Here is a 23,887-nt window from a genome sequence, read left to right as displayed (position 1 = left end):
TATTCCCTATCAGGGCCGTGGTAGACGACCACGTTGATAGGAGGCGTGTGGACGTGCAGCAATGCATGAAGCTTAGCCTTACTAATAGCCCGATTGGCTTAATCGCTCTCATTGATCAATGCTCATCATCGCTGCGCAAAGCGCAGCAATGATAAGCCTTTAACCTTGTCCTGACGCTGTCGCGACTTCGTCGCTACGCTGCGGACGGCCCGCCGAACGATCGGCGACGGCCTCTGGCCTGTATGGCTGCCAAAAGCATCCTACAGACTGAAAGGTTCAGACGTGTTCTAATCAATCACTCGAAAGAGTGAACCAGCTTCTCTTCACATTGCCCTTAGATGACCTGGTGGTCATGGCGGGGCGGCCGCACCCGTTCCCATTCCGAACACGGCCGTGAAACGCCCCAGCGCCAATGGTACTCCGTCTCAAGACGCGGGAGAGTAGGTCGCTGCCAGGTCTTCTAAAGGCAATGTAAAAAACAATCTTCTCATTACGAAATCTAACGGCCCCTGGCCAATACCAAAGGGTCGCCCAAAGCGACCCTTTGTCGTTTGCAGAACAAAAGAAATAAGGTTGGCCCACAGGTCTTGGTCTGGTGCCCGCCTTACAGGAGACAAAACCTAAAGGTTTTGCTCCGGCACAGTCCGCCATCGCTTCTCGATGGCGTAGTCGCGATAAATCCCAAAGGGATTTACGCTTGGCGCGGGGTGGAGCAGCCCGGTAGCTCGTCAGGCTCATAACCTGAAGGCCGCAGGTTCAAATCCTGCCCCCGCAACCAATAATACCCCAAAACAGACTTCATCATAAACAACCCGCCGCAGATCAACCGGATATCCAAAGACGATCCGGATGGAGATTGGCAGCCAGTTCATCTCCCATGATCTGGATCAGCGGGCCCATGCCAAAAAAAGTTATGCTGGACTTCTTGCAGCCCGGAGAGTCGAGGGATAATGGCCTCATCGCGTATGGGGAGAACGCTCGCTGGATCGATTGCTTGTCCCTCCTCACCTTCAACGGCAAGCAGTAGGCGAGTACCTGAACGTCCATTGGCTCCTGAACCTTGCGGATTCGCGCGAAAATTTGGGGGATTGGCGTCAATACCACAACGAGGATCGTCCTCACAGGACAAATCGGGTATAACTTCCTGATCGAGATGCATAACTCCGGTGGCGCAACCAGCCGTCATCGTGACCACAGCCGGAAGATCTCAATTCGGGCGGTCCAAACTTCGGTCTTCGAACAATGTTTATCCGCTATCCCGACGCGGCCGCAGATCGTGGCAATGCTTGCGTCTCGGACGAGGCTGCCCAGCGCTACGAGGGGCTTGCATCCCGCTAGATGATGGCGCTTCGAGCGGCGCGTGTTTTGCCAGATTTCCCGACCGCGAGGGGCTGCGGCCGGGGTTTCTTGTTTCGTAGGCGATGATAAGCGGCAGGCATGCCGCATCAGGTGCGGAAGAATACCAGCGTTACCAGAATGAAGACCGGCACGAGAATGCCGACCGACCAAGCCATGTAGCCGAAGAAGCTCGGCATCTTGACGCCGGCATTTTCGGCAATCGCCTTGACCATGAAATTCGGCGCATTGCCGATATAGCTGTTGGCGCCCATGAACACTGCGCCGCAGGAGATAGCGACAAGGGTTCTGGCAAGCGGACCCATCAATTCAACCGGATCACCACCCGCCAGATTGAAGAACACCAGATAGGTCGGCGCATTGTCGAGGAATGACGACAGAAGACCGGTCATCCAGAAATACATGGCATTGATCGGGGCACCGTCTGGTGCGGTTACAAGCGCGACCAGTGGTGCAAACGCACCGTTTTCGGCCGCCTTCAGCATGGCGATAACCGGAATGATGGTGATGAAGATCGCAGCGAACAGCTTGCCGACCTCCAGCATCGGTCCCCATTCGAAGCCGTTTCTTTCGCGAACACCGGCTGGTGTCAGCATGAGGGAGGCAATTGCGGCAGCGATCAGGATAAGATCGCGCACGATGTTCTGCAGCTCCCAGTGCAGGCCGAAGACGGGAACGGAGACTTCGGGTTTCCACGAACCGGACATCAGCACTGCGCCGATAACAACCATCAGCAAAGCGAAATTGATCTTGCCGGAAATCCCGATGCGCGATGTGTCGGGAGTTGGGTCGGAAACACCGCGAAAATCCGTATCTCCCTTGTAGAGATGGCTGTCGAGGAACCAGAACAGGATCAACAATATCAGCGCGGCAAAGCCCATTTCCGGTAGCATATGTACGGTGGTCCAGAAGAAATCCACGCCGCGCAGATAACCGAGAAAGAGTGGCGGATCGCCAAGCGGCGTCAGCGAACCGCCGATATTCGAAACGAGGAAGATGAAGAAGACGACGACATGGACATTGTGCCGCCTTCCATCATTGGCTCGAAGTAACGGACGGATCAGCACCATGGAAGCTCCTGTGGTTCCGATCACCGACGCGAGCAAGGTTCCAATGGCTAGCAATGCCGTATTGAGACGGGGCGACCCATGCAGGTTGCCGGTGACCAAGATCCCGCCGGCAATGGTGAACAGCGACGTCAGCAGAATGACGAATGGCACGTAGTCCAGAAGAATGGCATGGGTCATCTCCGAGGCGACGATACCGGACGCATGCGTGGCAACGAACGGAACGAAAAACGCCAAAGCCCAGAATGCGGCCACCTTGCCGAAATGGTGGTGCCAGAAATGCGAAGCCAAAAGCGGCAGCAGGGCGATTGACAGAAGCATGCCGACAAAGGGAACGGCCCAGATCAGCCCAAGCGCACTGCCGTCAATATTCAGATGCGTGTCAGCGGCGAGCGCAGGCGATGACAGACCAAGCGAAGCAGACGTCGCGCCAACGAATGTCGATATCCGATAAGGGGGGCGAAAGGCTGAAAGGGTCCACGAATATAAGCGTGGTCGCAGGTTTCGGGAAAAATTCGTAATCGAATGACTTTTAGTTAAAGAATACACACATTCCTCCGGTCGTTTGTTCCTTGATATGGAACGAACAAGATAACGTCGCCTACCACGGACAAGTGTATCGCTTACTACCATTGCAGCGCGGAGAAAATGCTGTTCATCAAGTTTTGCTGGATGAGTTGCGGCGACGGTTTTGGAGCGCTCGACCAGCTAGATGGAGTCATTGCCGATGCATCTTTTAAGTCGGCCACGCCTGTTTGACGTTGAGAGAGGTGTGCCACCACCTTTGCAGGTGATGGCACAGTTTTCATACGTGTTGGGCTCAAATTGCCTTTCGCGACGGGGTTAAGTGTTTTTCCCGCTATCGGATCAGGCCTGCGGCCTGGGGCAGAAGCAGCGACAGTGCAGGTATGAACGTAACCACGAAAAGCATCGCAACCAGGACCAGGAAGTAGAGCAGCAGCGGCTTGAACACATCCTCGATCCTGAGCTTGGCTATTCGGCAGCCGACGAACAGGATTGGCCCGACAGGTGGCGTGATCGTGCCGATCGAGAGGTTGAAGACCATGATGACGCCGAAATGTACGGGGTCAAATCCAAGCGACATCGCGATCGGCAGGAAGATCGGCGCGAATATCAGGATCGCCGGCGTCGGGTCCATGACGCAACCCAGCAGGAGCATGATGACGTTCATCATGATCATGATCAGGATCGGATCATCGGTGAAGCCCAGAAGCGAGGACGCGATGATGTTGGGGATCTTGGCATAGGCCATGATCCAGCCCATCACTGCTGAGATACCGATCATGAAGATGATCATGCCGGTCGTCTTGGCGGTATCGAGCAGGAAGCTCGGGATCATCTGTACCGTGATCGTGCGGTAAGCGAAGGAGAGAACCAGCACGTATACGACTGCGATACAGCTCGCTTCAGTCGGTGTGAAGATGCCGGAGATGATGCCGCCGACGATCAGCACGATCAGGAAGAGCGCCGGCAGGGCGTCGATGGTAACGCGCAAATTCTCCTGGAACTTGGCGAAGCCCTGTGCCTTGTAGCCCGCACGCACTGCGTAAATCATCGCCGGAATGATACAGGCGAGACCCCACAGGATGCCGGGTATATAACCGGCGAGGAACAATGCTGCGACCGAAGTACCGCCGCTTGCCAGCGAGTAGATGATGAAAGTGTTGCTCGGCGGGATCAGCATGCCCGAGGGCGCGGATGCGATATTGGCTGCGGCAGCGGCCGCCGGATCATAACCGTCATCCTTCTGCTGCGGACCGATGGCGCCGCCGATTGCTGCTGCAGCTGCTACACCGGAGCCGCTGATCGAACCGAACAGCATGTTGGCAACGATATTGGTCTGCATCAGCGCGCCGGGAATGAAGCCGATGAGGGCTTTGGCGAAATCGATCAGCCTTCGAGCTATGCCGCCATTGGTCATGATGATGCCGGCGAGCACGAAGAAGGGAATCGCCAGCAGCGAGAAGCTATTGACGCCGCTGAAGATACGTTGCGCTGCGGTGATCGCCATTCGGTCGAAGGTGAAGACCGTGCTCATGGCAAGCACGGAGCCGATACCCATGCTGATGCTGATCGGCACGCCGATAGCAAGAAGGATCGGGATACTGATCAGCATGATCAGGCCGATGTCTGCTGCGTTCGCCATGGATCAACCCTCCTGCTGCGGGCTCTCGCCCGACTTGACGGCAGCAAGGCGCTTGACGTCGACGATGATGTTGTAAATGCAATAAAAACTGGAAAATAAACCGCAGATCGGCAATGCCATGTAAATCTGTCCGGTGGTCAGGAAAGGCATGGCGGCATTGGTCTGGCGCATGGTGCGGCCAACCGCGTCCCAGCCGCCGAGAACAAGAATGGCGACACAGAAGATCAGGATCAGCACGCTGCTCAGTATCTGGAGCGAGATGTTCCAGCGTGCAGGCAGCGCATCGCTGAGGATGCCGATATTCATGTGACCCTTTTCGCCGAACAGCAGTGCTGCGGCGAACAATGTCAGCCAGACGAACAAAATCTTGGCGAGTTCTTCCGATTGCGCTCCGGGGCTATTGAAGAGGTAGCGGGCGACCACCTGCCAGGTCACGATGACCGTGAGGAGCCCGCATAGCAATATGCAGCAGGAGGCAAGGATCTGATCGACCCTGCGCTTGATAGTTTCCATTGTTTTAATCCCTGTCCCGGAAACGGCAAATGCCCGGGGTTGCCAGTGTTCGTGTGGCGAAGAGAAGCGTACGATCCCCCAGATCGCCGCATTGCTGCGGCGATCTGGGCAATTCGAAAGATCAGCGCAGTGCCTCGATCTTCTGGTAGATCGTCTTGGTGACGTCGTTGGTCAGCTTGCTGTCTATGAGCGGCTTGACCGAAGCGCGGAAGGCTTCCATGTCGACATCATCGCTGAATTTGGCACCGGCCTTTTCAGCATCGGCGCGAGCCTTGGCGGCTTCTTCCGCGAAAGCATCGAACTCGTAGTCGAAGGCCTTGGCCAGTTCTTCATTGACGATCGTCTTGATGTTCTCCGGCAGGCCATTGTAGAGATCTACGTTCATGACCAGATAATCCGGAATCATGAGGTGGCGCGTGTTGGAAAAATGCGGTGCCACTTCGGCATGCTTCAGAGACGAAAAGACGATTTCGTTATTTTCGCCGCCATTGAGAACACCGGTCTGGATCGCCGTGTAGACTTCACCCTGACCCATGGCGATACCGACGCCGCCCATGTGCTTCATCATCTGGACATTGGTATCCGACTGCATGACGCGGATCTTCTGGCCTGCGAGATCGGCAGGGGTCTTTACGAAGCGGTCCTTGAGGTAAACCGAACGAGCGCCCGCGGTGAAGGAACCGAGAACGATAACGCTCTGGTCGGAAACCGACTTATAGAGGTCGCCAACGATATCAGGGTTGTTGAGGACCTTCTTCTGGTCTTCGATGCTGTTGAAGAGATAAGGCAGGTTGAACACCGAGAAATCGGAGTTCCAGCTTTCCAGCAGGCTGGCGGCTGCGACCGACATGGCGATCGTGCCGGTCTGGGTCATCTCGACGGTTTCCTTCTGGGCACCCAGAAGTTCGTTCGGGAAGACTTCAGCCGTGTATTCGCCATTGGTGCGCTCCTTGAGCCCCTCGGCAAACATCTGCAACGCCTTGAACTGCGGATGAGTCTCTGTCTGGTTGAAGGCGATTTCAAAATTCACCGAAGCGGCCGAAGCGGCGCTGATACCGGCTGGAATGATGGCGGAAAGAGCAACAGCCCCTGCAATCATTGAAATATAGGATGTGTACTTCATTTATTCCTCCGCTTAAGTGCAGTCGTTTTAAAAGGAGCGCAGCCGGCACCTGAGGCGGGCATGCGCCTGGTTCAAGCGCCTTCCTGGCCCTTGATTTGCACGTGCCTCATCTGAGGATCACGATTGATTTCGCTGAAAAGGGTGCCTCCAGATTCCATTGGTTGTGCAGCCTGCGCACGTGACCTTCTGGTCCATCGAAAATGCGCATCCTGAGGGTTTCCGGAAAAATAGTCCGGGTTGATATCCTGAATTTCGGCCAGGCTTTCTCCGAGCCAATCGAGATGATTGCCCATTACGGTTGCGGCGGCTTCCTGATTCCTGGCGTCGATGGCGGCCACCAGTTCGACATGCTCGGCAAGTGCACGCTCCATTCGGTGCGCCTGCGGCAAGGTAAGCCGCCGGAACCGATCGAGTTGCACCTTGATGTCTTCGACAAATCCCCAGATTCCGGGATAACCTGCCGCTGCCATGATAGCGTGGTGCAGAGCCTCGTCTTCCTGGTGAAAACCGTTGGCGTCTTCCGATATCAGAGCTTCGGTTTGACGCTCTACAATGGCATGCATCGTCAGGATGTCGCTTTTGACGGCAAATTCAGCCGCCATGCGCACTGTCATCTGCTCTATGGCTTTTCGCGTCAGGATCGCTTCGGGAAGCTCATTGACCGGGATCCGCGAAACGGTCGTCCCGGACTTGGCAATGATATCGACCAGCCCCTCTTCCGACAGGCGCAACAGCGCCTCTCGGACCGGTGTGCGGCTGACGCCAAACTCCTGGGCGATGTCCTTTTCATGGACTGTCTCACCCGGTAGTCGGCTCATTGAAATGATTTCGTTGCGAAGACGGAGGTGGATGAGCTGCGAGGCGTTCATCGCTTGGCCTGCTCTCCATGATTTCGCAAATGATCCCCCCGGCATTCCAATTCGCCCCCACGAATTCAAGCACGCTTCGACATGCCCGATACAGTAAATTCCTCACCCTTGTATATCTTGCATATCAGACATGATTTCATTGCGGTAGATCAAGTTGACGGCGAGCAGCACGCAGCGAGCCATCACTTAGTGGTGAACGGAGCGTGATAATTATCGGTTTTTCAAAGGCTGGTATTATGCTGTCGCCATTGCAGCCAATTCGATTGGCGACATGCCCCGGACCTGTTGTCCATGAGCCTTTCCGTCGCAGGCAAAGGAGCATGCTCTTGTGGCGGTGCGGCCGAACTGACCTCAGGCGAGGATTGACGGCATCTCGTCGGCGAGTGCGTGGATCGTCTGCAGGACTTCCTTGAGATGGTGACGCATGGCCGCTTCGGCGCGGTCCGGATCCCCAGCTTCGACGGCGTGGAAGATTTCGGCATGCTGTTCGGTCAACAGGAGCAGATGTGATTTATTCGGCAGGCTGAGGAAGCGCACACGATCCATCTGTCCCTTGACGCTCTGGATGATCCGCCAGGCACGCGGCATGGCCACGCCTTCGCTGATTGCAGAGTGGAACATTTCATCGAGACGCATGAATTCTTCGGGATCCGCGCCCTTGGCTGCCCTCTGCTGCCGTGTCAGGAGCGTTGCCATTTCATCCACGAGCCTGGGCGATGGCTCTTCAGCTGCTTTGCGGACAACGGCTGCTTCCAGTGCTTCACGCAGGAACTGCGCTTCGAGCACCTCGGCGATCCTTATCGGTGACACGAGGGTACCACGTTGGGGAAAAATATCGACCAGTGCTTCATCGGCAAGGCGTATCAGGGCTTCACGGACCGGTGTGCGGCTGACACCGAGCCTTGTTGCCAGTTCCTTTTCGCTCAGCGCCTCGTTCGGCTTTAATGCCAGGCTAAGGATTTTCCGCTTGAGGAGAGCATAGACTTGCGGACCGATCGGTTGTTTGGGGTCGATTTCCGAAGGGGCAATGGTTGCGTTTGCAGGCGACAAGTCGAATTCTCCAAATGAATGCTACCATGTCACAGTTCGATCAACACTGTCCAGAGTGCCGGCCGGTAACGGCCGGGCACTCCGTTGGTCGTAGTGTGAGGGCAGTCGCTGTCAGACGGTCAGGTTAACTTTCCGCTGCGGAAAGCCTCAATCGTCTGCATGGCTCCGCGAAGCTCTGCCAGTCCTTTCAGACGGCCGACAAATGAGTATCCCGGGTTCATCGTCTTGCCGATGTCGTCGCCCATCAGATGGCCGTGGTCGGGCCTGAACGGGATTTCAGTATCGCTGCGGCCGACCGAACGGCGCCGGTCCTCTTCGGCCATCATGACCGCTGCCACGCCGATGAGGTCTGTGTCGCCATCAAGATGATCGGCTTCATAAAAGGAACCATCCGGTTCGTGTCTGGTATTTCTCAGATGCACGAAATGGATGCGCGGCGCAAACTCCCTGGCCATGGCGACCAGATCATTGTTCAGGTTGGAGCCGAAGGAGCCGGTGCAGATTGTGAGACCGCAGGCCTCCTGCGGTACGCCCTTGAACAACGCACGGACATCGTCGGCCGTCGACATGACGCGTGGCAGGCCGAAAATGGGGAAGGACGGGTCGTCGGGATGGATGCACAGCCGCGCGCCTTCCTCTTCGGCGACCGGTGTGATCTCCTGCAGGAAGGCGATGAGATTGGCGCGAAGATCCTCGACGCTGATCTTTGAATAAAGCTCGAGCATGTCGCGGAAGGTTTCGCGCGTATAGGCAAAGTCGCGTGCCGGCAGCCAATCGATCAGCACACGTTCAAGCTCGGCAATTTCCGCATCGCTCTTGGATGCGAAGCGTGCGGAGGCAGCCTCTCGCTGTTCCGGCGTATAGCTCGCCTCTGCTCCCTTGCGCCTCAATACGAAGATGTCATAGGCGGCAAAATCGACGCTGTCGAAACGGAGCGCATAGGCGCCATTCGGCAACTCGTACATCAGGTTGGTGCGGCTCCAGTCGGTGATGACCATGAAGTTGTAGCAGATGGTTTTCACGCCGGCGCGGGCGACATTGCGGATCGACTGCTTGTAGTTCTCGATCTTCTCGCGGTAATTGCCGGTGCGGGTCTTGATCTCCTCACCGACGCCGATGCTTTCCACCACCGACCAGGTTAGGCCGGCCGCTTCGACTTCGGCCTTGCGCTTGAGGATCTCTTCGGAGGTCCACACCTGCCCCTGGTTCATGTGGTGAAGTGCAGTGACAATGCCGGTGGCTCCGGCCTGTCTGGCTTGTGTCAGGGTTACGGGATCATCAGGGCCGAACCAGCGCCAAGTTTGTTCCATCGTTTTGTCCTTTCGGTTGCGGGAGTGTCGGCGATCAGTCGGCGACGAAGGATGCGAGGGTGGCGCGGACGCCGTGGGTGAGCAGGCCGTTCAGATATTCGACGACGGCAGTCCGGAACGCTGGATTCTCGGCGACTTCCGTCGGGAAGATTTCGCTTATGGCAAGGAGTGCGCCGGCAAGCTTTTCGGCGCTATTCGCATTTTCGCGGGCGAGTGTTGTGAGGCGATCGGCCATGGGATCGGCCACTTTCCAGGTCCGGCCCTTGCCATCACTTTCGAGGAGAAAGGCCATCCATGCGGCGACGGTAAGAGGTACGACTTTGACCTCATGGCCGTCGGCGATACGCTCGGCAGCCGGCTCCAGAAGTCGCGGACCGAGCTTTTGTGAACCGTCCGAGGAGATCTGGATCGTCAGGTGACGGATTTCAGGGTTGCGATAACGCGCCTCCAGGGCGTGAGTGTAGGCAAGAATATCGGTGTCCGGAACAGGTGGCACGGTCACGATGAGATCGTCGTCCCAGAGCCGGCGAATTACCTTGGGCAGGTCAGGATCAGCCATGGCATCCGCGACTGTCTCGATGCCGGCAAGCACTGAAAGATAGGCCAGTGTCGAATGCGTACCGTTGAGGCAACGCAATTTCATGGTTTCAAATGGGGCGACGTCCTCGACGAGAATGGCACCGACCGTTTCCCAGGCGGGGCGGCCATTCGGGAAATTGTCTTCGATCGCCCATTGGCGGAAGGGTTCGGAAACGACCGGCCAAGCGTCATCAATGCCGAGCCCGTCGAGCACAGCCGTCCGCTCAGTATCCTTTGTGGCTGGAGTGATACGATCGACCATCGAGCACGGGAAAGCGATATTGGCGGCAATCCATGTGCCGAGTTCCGGGTCACGGAGTTCGGCGAAACGGGTGACGACCCGGCTGGTTACGATACCGTTCTGGGCAAGATTGTCGCAGGACAGAACCGTGAAAGGCTTGATACCGGCTGCGCGGCGTCGACGGATCGCCTCCACGACAAGGCCAGGCAATGTCTTTGGTGATTGCGGCGATGCCAGATCGGCGATGATCGCCGGATGGGCTTCATTCAGGCGGCCGGTTGCCGGGTCGTGGCAATAGCCTTTCTCGGTGACGGTGATGGTGACGACTCGGATCTCCGGCCGACACATGACCGACAACACGTCTTCAAGCTGGTCGGATGTTGCCATGATGTCGAGGAAGGAACCCACCACCCGGAACTGATCGACCCCGTCTACACGGTTGATGAGCGTGTAGAGGCCGTCCTGTGGTTTCAGTGCCTCGCGGATGGCGGGCGACATCAGGTCGACGCCGATGATGCCCCAGTCCGTTGCGCCGGCTGCGAGGACATCATCGGTATAGACGCCGAGATGGCCGCGGCAGAAAGCTCCAAGGCCCAGATGAACGATACCGGCGGTAACCGCGTGGCGATTGTAAGCCGGTCGAGTGGTGGCGGGAAGGCCGTCGAGCGCGCGCTCGGTGAGACGGGGCATTTCGCTGCCGGAGACCGAAGTATCTGAAATGTCTAACATGATCAGCTCGTTGTTTCTTTGCGTTGCTGCACTATTCGGCGCGACCCACCGGCCTTCCGACGACACCTGCGGCCTTCACTTTTTTCCTCGTCCTGAACGCCGATCCAATTCGGACAAGCATTCAATACGCGGAATAGGTGTGACATTTGCACCGCTGCATCCTGATAGACAATGCCATTCTAAGGCTCTACCATACTACTCGTCAAAACGTCGCGCCGCGGTGGCGTGGCGAGTCATTCTTGGGAGGGGGATCTATGGGATTCTTGACTCGAGCCGTCAGGGCGACGGTGTTTAGCGTATCTTTTACTGCTCTCATGGCCGGCGGTGCCTTGGCCGCTGACTACACACTCAATGTCAATACTGCTCTCACGTCTACCGATCCGCTCTATAAGGGGCTTGAGGATCTGCAGAAGAATGTTGCCGAACGTTCGGGCGGCAAGCTTGCTATCCGTCTCTTCCCCGGTTCGCAGCTCGGCAAGGATGAGGACGTTCTCGAGCAGGCGCGTGCCGGTGCGGCCAATGCCGTCGTTGTCGATGGCGGCCGTCTTGCCGTTTTCGTGAAGGAATTCGGCGTTCTTTCCGGTCCCTATCTTGCCTCCGGGTATGACGGTATCCGCAAGGTCGTCACATCGCCGCTGATGGACAAATGGTCCGTCGACCTTCGCAAGAAGGCGCAGCTGCAGGTATTGTCCTTCAACTGGTGGCAGGGCGAACGCCATCTGTTCACCAACAAGCCGATCAAGACGCCAGCAGATCTCAGTGGTATCCGTATGCGCACACCGGGTGCCGCCGTCTGGACAGAGACGGTGCGCGCGATGGGAGCGACACCCGCACCGATGGCCTGGGCCGACGTATACTCGGCGCTGCAAACACAGGTCATCGACGCCGTTGAGGCGCAAGATCCCGCCGGCTATGGCTCACGCCTCTACGAAGTGACCAACCAGCTCACCAAGACCGGCCACTTCAACCTGATTACCGGCCTAATCACCTCAGCTGCCTGGTTCGATTCCTTGCCGCAGGACATGCAGACGATCCTCAAGGAAGAAGCATTGAAAGCCGGCGATATCGCATCTCACGGCACGGAAGCATCTCTTGCTGACCTCGAGAAGAAGATGGCCGAGGCCGGAATGACTGTCAGTGAGATTGACGTCACGCCCTTCAAGGAAGCAACCGCCGGCGTTTATGAAAAGCTCGGCTACGCCGATCTGAAGAAGGAAGTCGACGCGATTCTCGCCCAGTGATTTGTCCCGGTTACCCCGACCGCCGACGTGCTGGCTCTTGGGACTTCACGCGGTGGCCATTGAGGGCAGAAATACGCTGCCCTCAATGGAACTGACCTCGGCATCTAACTGAAACATCAAAAACTCAAATGGAGTCTGCGCTATGTCCACAGTGATCGTGCGCGTGGAGTCCGTCATTGCTCGAGTTCTGCTCGCGGCGATGGTCGGTCTTGTCTTTATTGCCGGCGTGATGCGCTGGTTCGGTTATCCGCTTGTTTGGTCCATGGATGTAGCGCAGCTATTTTTTGTCTGGGCGGCGTTCATCGGCGCTGACATGGCCATGCGCAAGCGTGGTCTTATTGCAGTTGATTTGTTTGTCCGGTGGATCCCGGCCCGCAACCGGGCCATCATCGATATCCTTACCAGTCTCGTCATCCTTGCCTTCCTTCTATCGCTGTCCTGGCTCGGCTATAAGCTGGTGATGCTCAATCTCGAGCGCGAGTTTGGCGATAGCGGTATCAGCTACGGCTATGTTACCGCTGCTGTTCCGATCGGCTGCCTGCTTCTGGCGATCACTCTTGCCGGTCAGATCATCGAAGCCGTTCGTTCACTGCGCGGCAGACCCATTCTCATCTTTACCCCCACACGTACCAAGGAAGAGGCCCTCGCCGCCGCCGGGGAGAGTGAACTATGACCGGTGAAATGCTTATCCTCATCAGCCTGTTTTTCGGGCTTCTGATTCTCGGAGCGCCGGTTGCTTTTGCCATCGGCATCTCCGGCTTCTCTTTCTTCGCCATCAATGCGGTCATGCCGGCTTCCATCGGCGTGCAGCAGGTGGCATCAGCCTCGCAGAGTTTTCCGCTTCTGGCCGTGCCATTCTTCGTGCTGGCCGGCCACATGATGAACAAGACCGGCATTACCAGTCGGCTGATCCGTTGCTCGGAAGTCCTGGTCTCCTGGATGTCGGGCGGCATGGCGCAGGTCTGCATTGTCTTGTCGACGCTCATGGGCGGCGTTTCGGGCTCGGCAGTTGCCGATGCCGCCATGGAAGCGCGCATCCTTGGCCCTGACCTGATCCGCAACGGTTACTCCAGGGGCTTTACCTGCGCCACCATCGCCGTTGGATCGCTTATCACCGCGACCATACCACCGAGCCTTGGCCTTATTCTTTATGGCTTTGTCGGGAATGTTTCCATCGGGCGCCTCTTCCTTGCAGGCGTGATACCCGGTCTGATGATGATGGCCGGTTTGATGCTGACGGTATGGCTCGTTTCCCGTAAACGCGGCTATCGTTCGGCAAGCGCCCAGCGGCCAACCTGGTCGGCCATCGGGAGCGCAGTCTGGGATGCCAAGTGGGCCTTGTTTTTCCCTGTCGCTCTTCTCATTTCCATCCGTAGCGGCTTCTTTACTCCGTCCGAGGTTGGTGCCTTCGCCGTCGTTTACGCCGTGTTCGTCGGCGTCGTTTTTCATCGTGAACTGACTTGGTCGGACGCCATGGAAGCGCTGCTGCACGGCGTCATCGACAACGGCCTTATCGTTCTCATCATCATGTTCTCGGGCATGGTGGGCTATGCGATCATCTTCGATCAGGCGCCGCAGGCGATCGCCAATGGCATGCTGGGGCTCAGCCACAATCCGATTGTGATCCTGTTCCTTATCGTTCTCTTCCTGCTGATCGCCGGTTGCTTCATTGAATCGACCGTGCTGGTGTTGCTGCTGACGCCGATCTTCCTGCCTATCATCAGCCAGCTCGGCATTGATCCGGTCCATTTCGGTATCGTCATGATGACGATGGTTACCTTCGGCGGCATGACGCCACCGGTGGGTGTCGCCATGTTCACCGTCTGCGGTCTGCTTGATTGCCCGATCGAAGAATATCTGGTGGAGGCGTTGCCGCATATTGCAACCATTCTTATCCTGGTTGCGATCCTGATCTTCTTCCCGCAGATTTCGTTGTTCCTGCCCAATCTGCTGATGTGAGCAGAGGGATGACCGCTTGATCGGGTTAAAACGTCGGCCCAAATGCCATGCAGTGGACTTACTCATTGACTGTCCACTGTATGGCAACTCCCGAGCGGTCATCTCTACATCGAAAGCTCTTCCGTCGCGACTGACGGGCAAAGGGGTGTTGCCGCAGGCCATGCGGCAACACCCTAAACCAGTTCCAGAGAAGCGGGATTGGTTTAGGGTTTAAAGGACAAGCGGAAATGGCTTAGCCAAAGACTTCCTGGAGTTGGTCCGTTTTTTCGCCGGCTATCATCGTCGCGAGCAGGATACGGGCCTGGCCAGGCCGCAGATTGGCCGAATGTATGGCACCTGCCTGATCCAGATCATGGCCACCACCGCCGCCGCCATAACTTGCCGTCAATGTGCCTTCGGGGACGCGGCTTGAGATGACGACAGGGATCCGTCTCTCGGTACAGCGGCGTACGGCGTCCACGATTGCAGGAGTTGCGTTGCCGGAGCCTAACGCCGCGAGAACGATGCCGTTTGCGCCGGCGGCAAGGCTGGCATCGACGAACACGCTGTCGCAGCCGGGATAGATCGCCAGGATATCGACACGCAGATGATCGACATTTTCGGGAAAATGAAACTGCGGGTTTTCTTCTGTCCGTGATTGCCGAAAGGCATCGGTATCGGTCGCGGAATATTTGTAGAGGCCCCAGGCGGGATAGGTTCTGCTGCCGAAACAGACGAGGACACCGCGCTCGGCATTGCTGCGTTCGGTTGCAGCCGAGATGGCGGCTGCCAGATTGGCAGGGCCATCGGCCTGCGGGTGGTCGGCGGTGAACTGAGCACCGGTGAATATGACCGGTTTGGTGAGGACGTTCTGCAACTGCACGAGGAGCGATGTCTCTTCCATCGCATCCGTGCCGTGGACGACGACAATACCATCGACGGAAGCATCAGCGAGGAGTTCCTTGACCATCGTGCTGATGGTCTGCATGTCGGCGAGCGTCAGGCTGGCGGAATCCTTCGCCATCAGGTCGATTGCCTTCAGATCGACGCCGATGTCGGGAAGATTGCCCAGGAGGCTGTCACCTCCGAGGCTCGGAAGGCTGGCGCCATTGGCGCCACGCTCGCTTGCAATGGTGCCACCGGTGGCGATGATCGCCACCAGAGGCTTTTTCGATACGGCGATCACGATGCGGTCCGATCCGTTGTTGCGGATTGCCTTGCTGCATTTTCCGCAGCAATGGCCGCGATGCGGTCCCGGGCCAGATACCAGCCGATCACGAGTGCCGGAATGATGATGATCAGTGATCCGATCGTCCAGCTGCCAACCGGGTAATCCAGTGCCATCAGAACCAGAACGCTGAACAGGAAGACGAGCGTGAGGATGCCGGTATAGGGGGCGCCGAGCATCGGGAAATCTGGACGGGTCATCTTGCCCTGACGCGCGAGGCTCCAGAGTTTCAGCTGGCACAGCACGATAACTGCCCAGGCGCTGATGATGCCGAGTGCTGCGAGGTTAAGCGCGATCTCGAAGGCCATGGCAGGAACGATGGCATTGAGGACGATGCCGATCGCCGTGACGGCGGCCGTCACGGCAATGCCGCCATAGGGAACACCCGCCTTGTTCATCCTGGCAAGGACGGCCGGTGCAGAACCAGAGACGGCCATCGAATGCAGAATACGCCCGGTGGAATAGAGACCGGCATTCAGCGAGGAGAGGACTGCGGTCAGGACCACGAGGTTCATGATGATATCGGCACCTTCGATGCCGATCGCGCCGAAGAAGGTGACGAACGGGCTCTCGCCTGCCTTGTAGGCGCTGTAGGGCAGAAGCAGCGACAAGAGCACGACAGAGCCGACATAGAATACCAGAAGGCGAACAACGACGGTGCGGATGGCGCGCGGCATGATCTTGCGCGGATCTTCGGTCTCGCCGGCCGTGGTGCCGATCAGCTCGATGGAGGCATAGGCGAATATCACGCCCTGAATGATGACGAAGGCAGGCAATATGCCATTCGGCAGGAAGCCGCCATTATCGGTGATGACGCTAAACCCGGTGACATGGCCTTCGATCGGCGTCCCGAAGATGACGAAATAGATACCGACAATCAGGAAGGTGACCAGCGCCAGAACCTTGATGAGGCTGAACCAGAATTCCAGCTCGCCAAACACCTTCACCGACAGCATGTTCATGGCAAGCACGACCAGAAGTGCAACGGCCGCAAACACCCATTGGTCTATGCCTGCAAGGAAGGGCACATACTGCTTGAAGAAGTTCATGTAGAGTGCGACTGCCGTCACGTCGGCGACAGCGGTCATGGCCCAGTTCAGCCAGTACATCCAGCCGACCGCGAAGGCCATTTTCTCGCCGTAGAATTCGCGGGCGTAGGAAACGAACGAGCCCGAAGTCGGGCGGTGCATGATCAGTTCGCCGAGTGCGCGCAGCACCAAAAAGGCAAAGAAGCCACAGATCGCGTAAACGAAGATGAGGGCGGGGCCGGCAGTTGCCAATCTTCCGCCCGCGCCCAGAAAGAGGCCGGTTCCGATGGCGCCGCCAATGGCGATCATCTGGATTTGACGGGGTTTGAGGGCCTTCTTGTAGCCGAGATCCTCGGCGAACTCGATGCCCTTTTCAGCTTTGGCCTGTATCGATGTATCCACTGAAACGCTCCTCCCTAGAGCTTTCACATCCTTCGCCGATCGGGCCGGATGTTCTTCGATCATACGTCTATTTCGTCGTTGAGCCTGTAATGCTGTAATACAGATTTTGCTTTCATAGAGCTGCAATCGTGGTTTCGTCAAGATTGACGAAAATCATTTGACGGTTTCGGGCGGAGAGGATTATCTGACTAAATCTGTCATACAGCATGACAGATTTAACTTTGGTGGAGGATGCCAGAGATGGCAATGCGCATTGAAAAAGACCTGCTCGGTCCAAAGGAAATTCCAGCCGATGCCTATTGGGGCGTCCATACGGCAAGGGCGGTCGACAATTTTCCGGTGACCGGCATTACCGTCAGCCGTTACCCGCACGTCATTCGCGGACTTGCCTATGTCAAGGAAGCGGCAGCCGAGGCCAATCATGAACTCGGCTTTCTGGATAAGGATCGACTCGACGCAATCGTTGCCGCCTGCCGGGAGATCCGGGCGGGAGCCTTGCACGACCAGTTTGTCGTCGATGTGATCCAGGGCGGCGCCGGGACATCCACCAACATGAATGCCAATGAAGTGATCGCCAACCGCGCGCTTGAACTGCTCGGTCACGCCAAGGGTGACTATGGCCAGCTGCACCCGAATGACCATGTCAATCTCAGCCAGTCCACCAACGATGCCTATCCGACCGCGATCAATGTCGGCACGATCGAGGCCATCGACGGGCTGGCGGCATCGATGGAATTCCTGCAGGCCGCATTCGAGCGCAAGGCCAAGGAATTCGATGCAATCCTCAAGGTGGGGCGTACCCAGTTGCAGGATGCCGTGCCGATGACGCTCGGTCAGGAGTTCCGCGTTTTCGCCGTCATGCTGGGTGAGGACCGCGCGCGTCTTCTGGAATCGGCGAACCTGCTGCATGAAATCAATCTCGGTGCGACCGCGATCGGCACCGGGCTCAATGCACCGCCCGGTTATGCCGCACTGGCCTGCTCGCATCTTGCCCGCCTCACCGGTCGTCCCCTGACGACGGCGGCGGACCTGATCGAGGCAACGCAGGATCCGGGCGCCTTCGTGCATCTCTCCGGTGTGTTGAAACGCGTTGCAGTGAAATTGTCCAAGACCTGCAACGATCTGCGGTTGCTCTCGTCCGGACCGCGCGCCGGTATCGGCGAGATCAATCTGCCGGCCATGCAGGCGGGATCGAGCATCATGCCGGGCAAGGTCAATCCCGTCATTCCGGAAGTGGTCAATCAGGTGGCATTTTCGGTGATCGGTAATGACATCACCATCACCATGGCGGCTGAGGCCGGCCAGTTGCAGCTCAACGCCTTCGAACCGGTGATCGTCCGCTCACTCAGCGACAGTATTGCGCATCTGGACGCGGCGTGCCGCATCCTGGCGGAACGTTGCGTCGATGGTATTACCGCCAATCCCGGCATCATGGCACTGCGGCTGGAACAATCGCTGGGTCTTGCGACCGCGCTTAATCCGCTGATCGGTTATTACGCCGCCACACAGGTTGCGCGGGAAGCTCTGGAAACCGGCCGAACCATCGTCGAGGTCGTGCTCGAGCGCGGTCACCTGACTGCCGAACAGCTGGAAAAGGCACTGCGGCCGGAAATTCTGGCCAATGTCCAGCCACCCAGTGTCGAACCCTGGGTCGAGCCCGTCAGCGAGCCGACTGAGCTTCTCCGATAATCTCGGTGACGGCGAGCTTCACCTGACCGAGATGAAGCTCCATGGCTCGCGAGGCATCTTCTTGCGAGCCGGCATGCACCGCCATCGCAATCTGACGGTGTTCGCCATTGGAGGCCAAGCGCCGGCTGGCCATCAGGTTGACCAGTTCGGATTGCTGCATCAGCGCATCGCGGGCATCCATCACGATCTTTTCGAACAATGTGTTGCCGGAGGATTTTGCCAGCAGCATGTGGAATTCCGAATCGAGTGTGACCCAGCGATGCGGGTCTTCCTCATGATCCATGGCGTCACATAGGTTCAGAAGATCCCGAGCCTGACTATCACTGCGCCGAACCGCTGCCCAGCCGGCAGCGGGAACCTCGATAAAGGGTCTGGCCTCGATAAGATCACGGGCGGAATAGCCGCTGTAGCGCAGATCGCTGGAAGGGGCCGCTGTCGTGACGAATGTTCCGCTGCCGGTGCGGGTCTGCGTCATGCCAAGCGTCTGCAGCGACCGGAGGGCTTCGCGAATGACCGGACGGCTGACACCGAATTTTCTGGCAAGATCAGTTTCGGACGGCAGCCGTGTGCCAACTTCGATACGGCCGGAAGATATGGCCGAGCGCAAATCCTCGAATACCGCTTCAGCCGCATTTACACGACTGATCGGGCTATTTTCTGACAACCAATCAGCCGATGCATTCATTATTTCAAACTGTCCGATGGCCCTCTGCTTGTCAATCGCCGGTTCCATGGAAGACTTCGTTACTGGCTTCACGATTGCGAGCGTCCGCAAGGGTGCCGTTTGAGGCACTCAAAAAGCAGGAATTAATTACGGCCCGGATATTGCCTTAATCATTTGCGATCAGGCACTTAAGTGCTGCCTTTTCCGGCAGGCCTTCTCCATGCAAACGCGTCCGGTGTGAAAGACATATGCCGTTTTATCTCGTTACCTATACCGGGCTTGTTGAGGCGGAGGATGAGGTCAGGGCGGCCGAAAAGGTCATGGAGAAGCTCCAGGTCGAACCGCGTTTGACCTTCGCGGTCAAACTGGATGAGAATTCCATCAAACATATCTCGGTCGATAGACGAGCCGAGGCGGTGCACGAGGTTGCATCTGCTCAGTCTTCCTTGGATGCCGGCGCTGGGATGCCTGCTTCACAAGCGATGCAGAGGGCTGAGGCCATGGGCGGGGACGCGGCCAAGCCTGCGACCTCAGTCGGGGTGATTGGTGCTGTATTTCTTGCCCTGTCTTTTGCCGCATGTGGTATTGCCGGGCTATTTCATTTAGGACCGTTCCGGTTGTTCTAATCGTCGATTCTGAGCCGCGACCAGATGTCGCTTGGCTGCCCATCCGATCATTGCGGCATGGGCCAAAGTAAGTCGCGTTTCTTCAGAACCGCGCGTTGCGCAGCCCCATCAGCTGGATGGGAGTGATACAGCCCTCCATGCAGATTATCGAATACGTCCTGAAAGTTGCGATTGGCACCGCGACACGTATCGAGATCAAAGACATTTTTGAAATCGTCATCTTCAAATCGCAGGTCACTCTTTCATCAATGCCTTTGCATCAAGGAAAAAACATACATGAAACGTCTCGATGAGAGCTTTCTGAAGGGCCGCGCCCGCCCGACGCCGCGTGTTCTGCAATGGGGAGAAGGCAATTTCCTGCGCTCCTTCGTCGACTGGAAGATCGACCTGCTAAATGAAAAAGCGGGTGCCGACTGGGGTGTCATCGTGCTTCGCCCGATCGCTGGCGGTCTGCCCTTCACGCTGAACGAGCAGGACGGCGTCTATACGGTGTTGTCGCGCGGCGTGAACGAGGCTGGTGAGAAGGTCTCCGAGCCGCGGCTGGTCGCCTGCGTGCGCCAGGAGATTCCCTCGCATGAAAGCTGGAAGGATGTTCTGGCTCTGGCGCATGATGCCAACATCACCGTCGTCGTCTCGAACACGACCGATGCCGGCATTGCCTATGTTCCGACCGTCAAGTTCGATGATGCGCCGCAGGTCTCTTTCCCGGGCAAGCTGACCCGCTTTCTTTTCGAACGCTGGACGGCGTTCGGCGGCAAGGCGGAAGCCGGGTTGCAGATGATCGCCTGCGAGTTGATCGACCATAATGGTGATGAATTGCGGCGTATCGTTCTTCAGCATGCGAACGAATGGAAGCTTGATCCCGCCTTCATCACCTGGCTGGAGGAGCACAATGCCTTCTATAACACGCTGGTCGACCGCATCGTGCCCGGTTATCCGCGCGCCGAGGCGGAAGCGCTGATGCAGGAACTCGGATATGAAGACAAGTTCATGTCGGCGGCTGAACTCTTCCATTTCTTCGTCATCGAGAAGAAGCCGGGGATGCCGGATCTGAGGATTCCGCTTGCCGACTACGATGAGGGAACGCTGGTTGTCGAGGATGCAACACCCTACAAGGCGCGCAAGGTGGCGATTCTTAACGGTGCGCATACGGGTCTCTGCGCGCTCTCGCTTCTGGCCGGTGTCGAATCCGTCGGTGAGGCCGTGACGCAGCCGGCAGGCGCAAAATTTCTCGACCGGCTTCTGAACGAAGAGGTCATTCCGTTCCTGACGCTGCCCAAGGCGGAACTGGAGGAGTTTGCCGCAGCCGTGCTGCGCCGGTTCCAGAACCCCTATATCCGGCACCTCTGGTATGACATCAGCCTCAACGGCATCGTCAAATACCAGACGCGCAATCTGGAACGGCTCATCGCCTATCAAGAAAAGTTCGGTAAGCCGGCACCGCTGATGACGCTGTCACTTGCCTCATGGCTGGCTTTCTATCTGGGTCGGTTCAATGGTGCGGATGCCCTGCCGCCGCGCGATGCAGTTGAAGTGGTCGAGAAGATCAAGGCGATCGGTGCGCTTGGTGATGTCGAGGCGATGGTTGCCGCCTATCTGCAGGAAACCTCCTTCTGGGGGCGTTCGATCGATACGCCGCAGCTGCGGGCCAAGGTCGTCGAGGATTTCCGCTACCTCACCGAAGAAGCCTTCTCCTTCGACCGCCTGCAGGCTTTCCTCGACAAGGCCTGAAATAGAATCAGAACGTGCCCCGACTTATTTCGGGGCACGTTCTTCTCGACTGGCAATAAATTGGCGGCGGCGCGATCGGGAGGGATTATCGCACCGCCTCCGATCCGAAGGGGCTAATGGCCCGTTCAGACCGGGATCGGGACCAGCGCCCAGAAGCCGAGGAAGGTCAGTCCGTTGAAGACCAGCGTCATCAGCGCGATGGTGCAGGCCGGCGGATCGATATGCGTGTCGCCGTGGCAGAGAAACAGCCGGGCGAAAAACTCACCGACGAAGGCACAGACGAGACCAGCGATGCCTGCCCAGATGATGCTGCCCGAGGATGCACCGACGATGGCAGCCGGCAGCATGATATGGTGGGTGACCGGTGTCAGCACCCCGACAGTCAGGAACAGCAGGCTGGATGCGGCGATGCCGAAGGCTAAAAGCGCGCCCGGCGTACCATAGGTTAGCCCAAGCCATCCGCCGAGCAGGCCGCCGCCGATACCGATCATTACCAACTGGCCGACGCCGCTCTGGAAGACCAGCCACTTGGTGGCATCGGTCGGTTCGAAGAACTTGCGGCCGGGTTCAGCCTTGCCGCACAATCCGCAGGTGCCCCAGATGAAGCGGGCGATGAAGGCCGAGATGACGACGGTCATGCCGGGCAGGTCGGTCCAGGCAAGCGTGGGCGAAAAATTCGGCACCATGGTGAGCAGCCAGAAAATCACGTAACCGACGATGCCGAAAGCGCCGCCGACCAGCAGCACATCCGGGCTGTTCAGGCCCATGCCGGCGGTGACGATATTGCGGCCGGTATCAAGCTTGCCCTTTTTGGCGGCATAGGCTGCGGCGGCAACACCCGAGGCGAAGCCGCCGACATGGGGGCCGAACACGCCGAAGGGAATGCCGAAGAAATCCGTCGCCGCGGGGGCAACCGCAAGCTGGATGCCTACGCCGAGCATCGTCAGGATGCCGACGAAGGCGAAAGCAGGCAAGGCGCCGATCGCAGCGCCAAAAATCCCGCCGCCAAAAGCGACGAGCAGACCGAGCATTGTCATTCCATTTCCTCCTTGGGATGCCGGGTAGTCGACGCTTGCCGCTCCGGCCGTCACCTTTCCAAATTCTCTTGGACACCTCTCTCTTCGTGTCCCGACCGGACATCCCAGCCTCTCCGCGCGCATGTCCCCATCGGCTGCGCGCAAAGGCCCAGCCGCCGCAATCGCTGATGCGTCTTGCGAGCTCCATGTTTTAAGGAATGTCGATCAGCGCGAAGGTTATCGAGAGGCACGTGAAAGGGTCAACGCAACGGGTTTGGCCTTGACGGGTAGTTTCTTGACAGTGTCAGCCGCCATGTCGGAAATTCGGATAAAGTTTTACCAAAATCAGTGCTTTGCGCCTTTGGTCGCAGGCTTTTATGCGATGCGGGACAGCGTCGGAAGCCTCCTGCTTGTTTCGCGCGATGACAAGAAAACACCGCATGTGGTCATCCCTTGTCATGCGCTTTTCGCCGAATTGCACCGATGATGGCCCGAACCGCCTCATTTCTAAGGCATTTTCCTATTTTCCCTGTCAGGTCAATTATTTACCCGCGCTGGTCAAGGCGGTCTCGTTGACCCTCTGAGCTTGGCGGGCCTACCTTTTCGACAGGAGGTGCCGGACCGAACGAGCAGTGAACGACCCCGGCAGACAGTGAAATTCATGGCAAAGCCCAGCGACAACAAGATCCTGATGATCGTCGGTGACTACACCGAGGATTATGAAGCGATGGTGCCGTTCCAGGCCTTGCAGATGCTTGGCTTGCAGGTTGATGTCATCTGTCCCGGCAAGCGTCGGGGCGAGATGGTCAAGACCGCGATCCACGATTTCGAGGGTGACCAGACCTATTCGGAAAAGCCCGGGCACCTGTTCCGGATCAATGCCGATTTCGCGCTGGTGGAGCCGGAAAATTACGCCGGTCTTTATCTCGCCGGTGGCCGTGCCTGCGAATATCTGCGCCTCGACAGTCGGGTACTGAACATCATCAGGGCGTTCATGACCAGCAACCGGCCGGTGGCCGCGATCTGTCATGGCCCGCAGTTGCTGACTGCCGCCGATGTGGTGCGCGGGCGCAAGCTGACAGCCTATCCCGCCGTCGAACCGGAAGTCCGATCGAGCGGCGGTAACTTCGTTTCGGTGGCGGCCGATGATGCCGTGACCGATGGAAACCTCGTCACCGCGCCGGCCTGGCCGGCGCATCCGAAACTGATGCGCGGCTTCGTGCGTCTGGTTTCGCCCAACATCCTGAACTGCCCAACACCCTGAACTGCAAGACGCGCTCCCGTTCGGCAAGGCCGCGGGAACGACATTCACTCCTGGAG

General features: G+C 57.8%; 21 protein-coding genes, 1 tRNA gene and 2 rRNA genes. 12 read left to right on the top strand and 12 right to left on the bottom strand.

The window, feature by feature from the left end; all coding sequences use genetic code 11:
* The 3 genes from JNB91_RS05860 to JNB91_RS05850 form a co-directional block, all read left to right on the top strand.
* A 23S ribosomal RNA gene (locus tag JNB91_RS05860) occupies positions 1–106 on the top strand; the annotation flags it as partial.
* A gap of 236 nt (positions 107–342) precedes the next feature.
* Positions 343–457: ribosomal RNA gene (gene rrf / locus JNB91_RS05855) — 5S ribosomal RNA — on the top strand.
* A 244-nt stretch (positions 458–701) separates the two neighbouring features.
* Positions 702–778, top strand: a tRNA-Met gene (locus tag JNB91_RS05850).
* Positions 779–1,445: 667 nt separating this feature from the next.
* On the opposite strand, the gene JNB91_RS05845 is transcribed toward JNB91_RS05850, so the two are convergent.
* From JNB91_RS05845 to JNB91_RS05810, 8 genes are all read right to left on the bottom strand, one after another.
* Entirely contained in the window at positions 1,446–2,744 is a 1,299-nt protein-coding gene (locus tag JNB91_RS05845; RefSeq protein WP_430736244.1) for a sodium:proton antiporter, read from the bottom strand.
* 538 nt (positions 2,745–3,282) lie between these two features.
* Positions 3,283–4,590 (bottom strand): TRAP transporter large permease, encoded by a 1,308-nt coding sequence (locus JNB91_RS05840; protein WP_220324570.1) that lies wholly within the window; start codon positions 4,588–4,590, stop codon positions 3,283–3,285.
* A gap of 3 nt (positions 4,591–4,593) precedes the next feature.
* A complete protein-coding gene (locus JNB91_RS05835; protein WP_220324569.1) occupies positions 4,594–5,103 on the bottom strand; it encodes a TRAP transporter small permease in 510 nt (169 codons plus the stop codon).
* A gap of 121 nt (positions 5,104–5,224) precedes the next feature.
* Positions 5,225–6,226: a TRAP transporter substrate-binding protein gene (locus tag JNB91_RS05830; protein WP_220324568.1), complete on the bottom strand. Its 1,002-nt coding sequence runs from the start codon at positions 6,224–6,226 to the stop codon at positions 5,225–5,227.
* 71 nt (positions 6,227–6,297) lie between these two features.
* Positions 6,298–7,095: a GntR family transcriptional regulator gene (locus JNB91_RS05825; RefSeq protein ID WP_220324567.1), complete on the bottom strand. Its 798-nt coding sequence runs from the start codon at positions 7,093–7,095 to the stop codon at positions 6,298–6,300.
* 351 nt (positions 7,096–7,446) lie between these two features.
* On the bottom strand, positions 7,447–8,145 hold the full coding sequence (locus JNB91_RS05820) for a GntR family transcriptional regulator (protein ID WP_220324566.1): 699 nt from the start codon (positions 8,143–8,145) through the stop codon (positions 7,447–7,449).
* 119 nt (positions 8,146–8,264) lie between these two features.
* Positions 8,265–9,455 (bottom strand): mannonate dehydratase, encoded by a 1,191-nt coding sequence (uxuA, locus tag JNB91_RS05815; RefSeq protein WP_220324565.1) that lies wholly within the window; start codon positions 9,453–9,455, stop codon positions 8,265–8,267.
* A gap of 34 nt (positions 9,456–9,489) precedes the next feature.
* Positions 9,490–11,004, bottom strand: a complete 1,515-nt coding sequence (locus JNB91_RS05810) for a mannitol dehydrogenase family protein (protein WP_223218065.1) — start codon at positions 11,002–11,004, stop codon at positions 9,490–9,492.
* 254 nt (positions 11,005–11,258) lie between these two features.
* Between JNB91_RS05810 and JNB91_RS05805 the strand changes: the two genes are divergently transcribed.
* From JNB91_RS05805 to JNB91_RS05795, 3 genes are all read left to right on the top strand, one after another.
* Positions 11,259–12,245: a C4-dicarboxylate TRAP transporter substrate-binding protein gene (locus JNB91_RS05805; RefSeq protein WP_220324564.1), complete on the top strand. Its 987-nt coding sequence runs from the start codon at positions 11,259–11,261 to the stop codon at positions 12,243–12,245.
* 142 nt (positions 12,246–12,387) lie between these two features.
* Positions 12,388–12,918, top strand: coding sequence for a TRAP transporter small permease (locus JNB91_RS05800; RefSeq protein ID WP_220324563.1), 531 nt, complete (start codon positions 12,388–12,390; stop codon positions 12,916–12,918).
* On the top strand, positions 12,915–14,204 hold the full coding sequence (locus JNB91_RS05795) for a TRAP transporter large permease (protein WP_223218064.1): 1,290 nt from the start codon (positions 12,915–12,917) through the stop codon (positions 14,202–14,204). Before JNB91_RS05800 ends, JNB91_RS05795 begins: the two co-directional genes overlap by 4 nt.
* A gap of 232 nt (positions 14,205–14,436) precedes the next feature.
* On the opposite strand, the gene JNB91_RS05790 is transcribed toward JNB91_RS05795, so the two are convergent.
* A complete protein-coding gene (locus JNB91_RS05790) occupies positions 14,437–15,369 on the bottom strand; it encodes an asparaginase (protein WP_346269274.1) in 933 nt (310 codons plus the stop codon).
* A complete protein-coding gene (locus JNB91_RS05785) occupies positions 15,366–16,841 on the bottom strand; it encodes an amino acid permease (RefSeq protein ID WP_346269273.1) in 1,476 nt (491 codons plus the stop codon). The genes JNB91_RS05790 and JNB91_RS05785 overlap by 4 nt, the downstream gene beginning before the upstream one ends.
* A 240-nt stretch (positions 16,842–17,081) precedes the next feature.
* Between JNB91_RS05785 and JNB91_RS05780 the strand changes: the two genes are divergently transcribed.
* Positions 17,082–18,530 (top strand): aspartate ammonia-lyase, encoded by a 1,449-nt coding sequence (locus JNB91_RS05780; protein WP_220324561.1) that lies wholly within the window; start codon positions 17,082–17,084, stop codon positions 18,528–18,530.
* On the opposite strand, the gene JNB91_RS05775 is transcribed toward JNB91_RS05780, so the two are convergent.
* Positions 18,502–19,215, bottom strand: coding sequence for a FadR/GntR family transcriptional regulator (locus tag JNB91_RS05775; RefSeq protein ID WP_220324560.1), 714 nt, complete (start codon positions 19,213–19,215; stop codon positions 18,502–18,504). The two genes, JNB91_RS05780 and JNB91_RS05775, sit on opposite strands and share 29 nt — an antisense overlap.
* 227 nt (positions 19,216–19,442) lie before the next feature.
* Here JNB91_RS05775 and JNB91_RS05770 point away from each other — a divergent pair, with 227 nt between their 5' ends.
* The 3 genes from JNB91_RS05770 to JNB91_RS05760 all read left to right on the top strand — a co-directional run bounded on the left by JNB91_RS05770 (position 19,443) and on the right by JNB91_RS05760 (position 21,551).
* Complete coding sequence (locus JNB91_RS05770; RefSeq protein WP_220324559.1) at positions 19,443–19,820, top strand: hypothetical protein; 378 nt, start codon at positions 19,443–19,445, stop codon at positions 19,818–19,820.
* A gap of 137 nt (positions 19,821–19,957) precedes the next feature.
* On the top strand, positions 19,958–20,113 hold the full coding sequence (locus JNB91_RS05765) for a hypothetical protein (protein WP_220324558.1): 156 nt from the start codon (positions 19,958–19,960) through the stop codon (positions 20,111–20,113).
* Positions 20,097–21,551, top strand: coding sequence for a tagaturonate reductase (locus JNB91_RS05760; protein WP_220324557.1), 1,455 nt, complete (start codon positions 20,097–20,099; stop codon positions 21,549–21,551). The genes JNB91_RS05765 and JNB91_RS05760 overlap by 17 nt, the downstream gene beginning before the upstream one ends.
* A 125-nt stretch (positions 21,552–21,676) precedes the next feature.
* Here JNB91_RS05760 and JNB91_RS05755 read toward each other — a convergent pair whose 3' ends face one another.
* Positions 21,677–22,588 carry a DUF7973 family transport facilitator gene (locus JNB91_RS05755; RefSeq protein ID WP_220324556.1) on the bottom strand — a complete coding sequence of 304 codons (912 nt, stop codon included), beginning with the start codon at positions 22,586–22,588 and terminating at the stop codon, positions 21,677–21,679.
* 121 nt (positions 22,589–22,709) lie between these two features.
* Between JNB91_RS05755 and JNB91_RS05750 the strand changes: the two genes are divergently transcribed.
* On the top strand, positions 22,710–23,054 hold the full coding sequence (locus JNB91_RS05750) for a hypothetical protein (RefSeq protein WP_220324555.1): 345 nt from the start codon (positions 22,710–22,712) through the stop codon (positions 23,052–23,054).
* A 174-nt stretch (positions 23,055–23,228) separates the two neighbouring features.
* Positions 23,229–23,831, top strand: coding sequence for a DJ-1/PfpI family protein (locus JNB91_RS05745; RefSeq protein WP_220324554.1), 603 nt, complete (start codon positions 23,229–23,231; stop codon positions 23,829–23,831).
* The last annotated feature ends 56 nt before the right edge of the window (positions 23,832–23,887 follow it).

The organism is Aliirhizobium wenxiniae, from assembly GCF_019511445.1.
Taxonomy (GTDB): domain Bacteria; phylum Pseudomonadota; class Alphaproteobacteria; order Rhizobiales; family Rhizobiaceae; genus Neorhizobium; species Neorhizobium wenxiniae_A.
The sequence above is the reverse complement of the archived record's forward strand: the minus strand, read 5'-3'. Positions and strand labels throughout refer to the sequence as shown.

Coding starts and splice junctions, on each gene's coding strand:
- JNB91_RS05780 (WP_220324561.1), top strand. CDS start 17,082: ATGGCAATGCGCATTGAAAAAGACCTGCTCGGTCCAAAGGAAATTCCA.
- JNB91_RS05745 (WP_220324554.1), top strand. CDS start 23,229: ATGGCAAAGCCCAGCGACAACAAGATCCTGATGATCGTCGGTGACTAC.
- uxuA (WP_220324565.1), bottom strand. CDS start 9,455: ATGGAACAAACTTGGCGCTGGTTCGGCCCTGATGATCCCGTAACCCTG.
- JNB91_RS05835 (WP_220324569.1), bottom strand. CDS start 5,103: ATGGAAACTATCAAGCGCAGGGTCGATCAGATCCTTGCCTCCTGCTGC.
- JNB91_RS05760 (WP_220324557.1), top strand. CDS start 20,097: ATGAAACGTCTCGATGAGAGCTTTCTGAAGGGCCGCGCCCGCCCGACG.
- JNB91_RS05770 (WP_220324559.1), top strand. CDS start 19,443: ATGCCGTTTTATCTCGTTACCTATACCGGGCTTGTTGAGGCGGAGGAT.
- JNB91_RS05830 (WP_220324568.1), bottom strand. CDS start 6,226: ATGAAGTACACATCCTATATTTCAATGATTGCAGGGGCTGTTGCTCTT.
- JNB91_RS05795 (WP_223218064.1), top strand. CDS start 12,915: ATGACCGGTGAAATGCTTATCCTCATCAGCCTGTTTTTCGGGCTTCTG.
- JNB91_RS05840 (WP_220324570.1), bottom strand. CDS start 4,590: ATGGCGAACGCAGCAGACATCGGCCTGATCATGCTGATCAGTATCCCG.
- JNB91_RS05800 (WP_220324563.1), top strand. CDS start 12,388: ATGTCCACAGTGATCGTGCGCGTGGAGTCCGTCATTGCTCGAGTTCTG.
- JNB91_RS05775 (WP_220324560.1), bottom strand. CDS start 19,215: ATGAATGCATCGGCTGATTGGTTGTCAGAAAATAGCCCGATCAGTCGT.
- JNB91_RS05825 (WP_220324567.1), bottom strand. CDS start 7,095: ATGAACGCCTCGCAGCTCATCCACCTCCGTCTTCGCAACGAAATCATT.
- JNB91_RS05805 (WP_220324564.1), top strand. CDS start 11,259: ATGGGATTCTTGACTCGAGCCGTCAGGGCGACGGTGTTTAGCGTATCT.
- JNB91_RS05845 (WP_430736244.1), bottom strand. CDS start 2,744: ATGCTTCTGTCAATCGCCCTGCTGCCGCTTTTGGCTTCGCATTTCTGG.
- JNB91_RS05755 (WP_220324556.1), bottom strand. CDS start 22,588: ATGACAATGCTCGGTCTGCTCGTCGCTTTTGGCGGCGGGATTTTTGGC.
- JNB91_RS05765 (WP_220324558.1), top strand. CDS start 19,958: ATGCAGATTATCGAATACGTCCTGAAAGTTGCGATTGGCACCGCGACA.
- JNB91_RS05750 (WP_220324555.1), top strand. CDS start 22,710: ATGTCCCCATCGGCTGCGCGCAAAGGCCCAGCCGCCGCAATCGCTGAT.
- JNB91_RS05810 (WP_223218065.1), bottom strand. CDS start 11,004: ATGTTAGACATTTCAGATACTTCGGTCTCCGGCAGCGAAATGCCCCGT.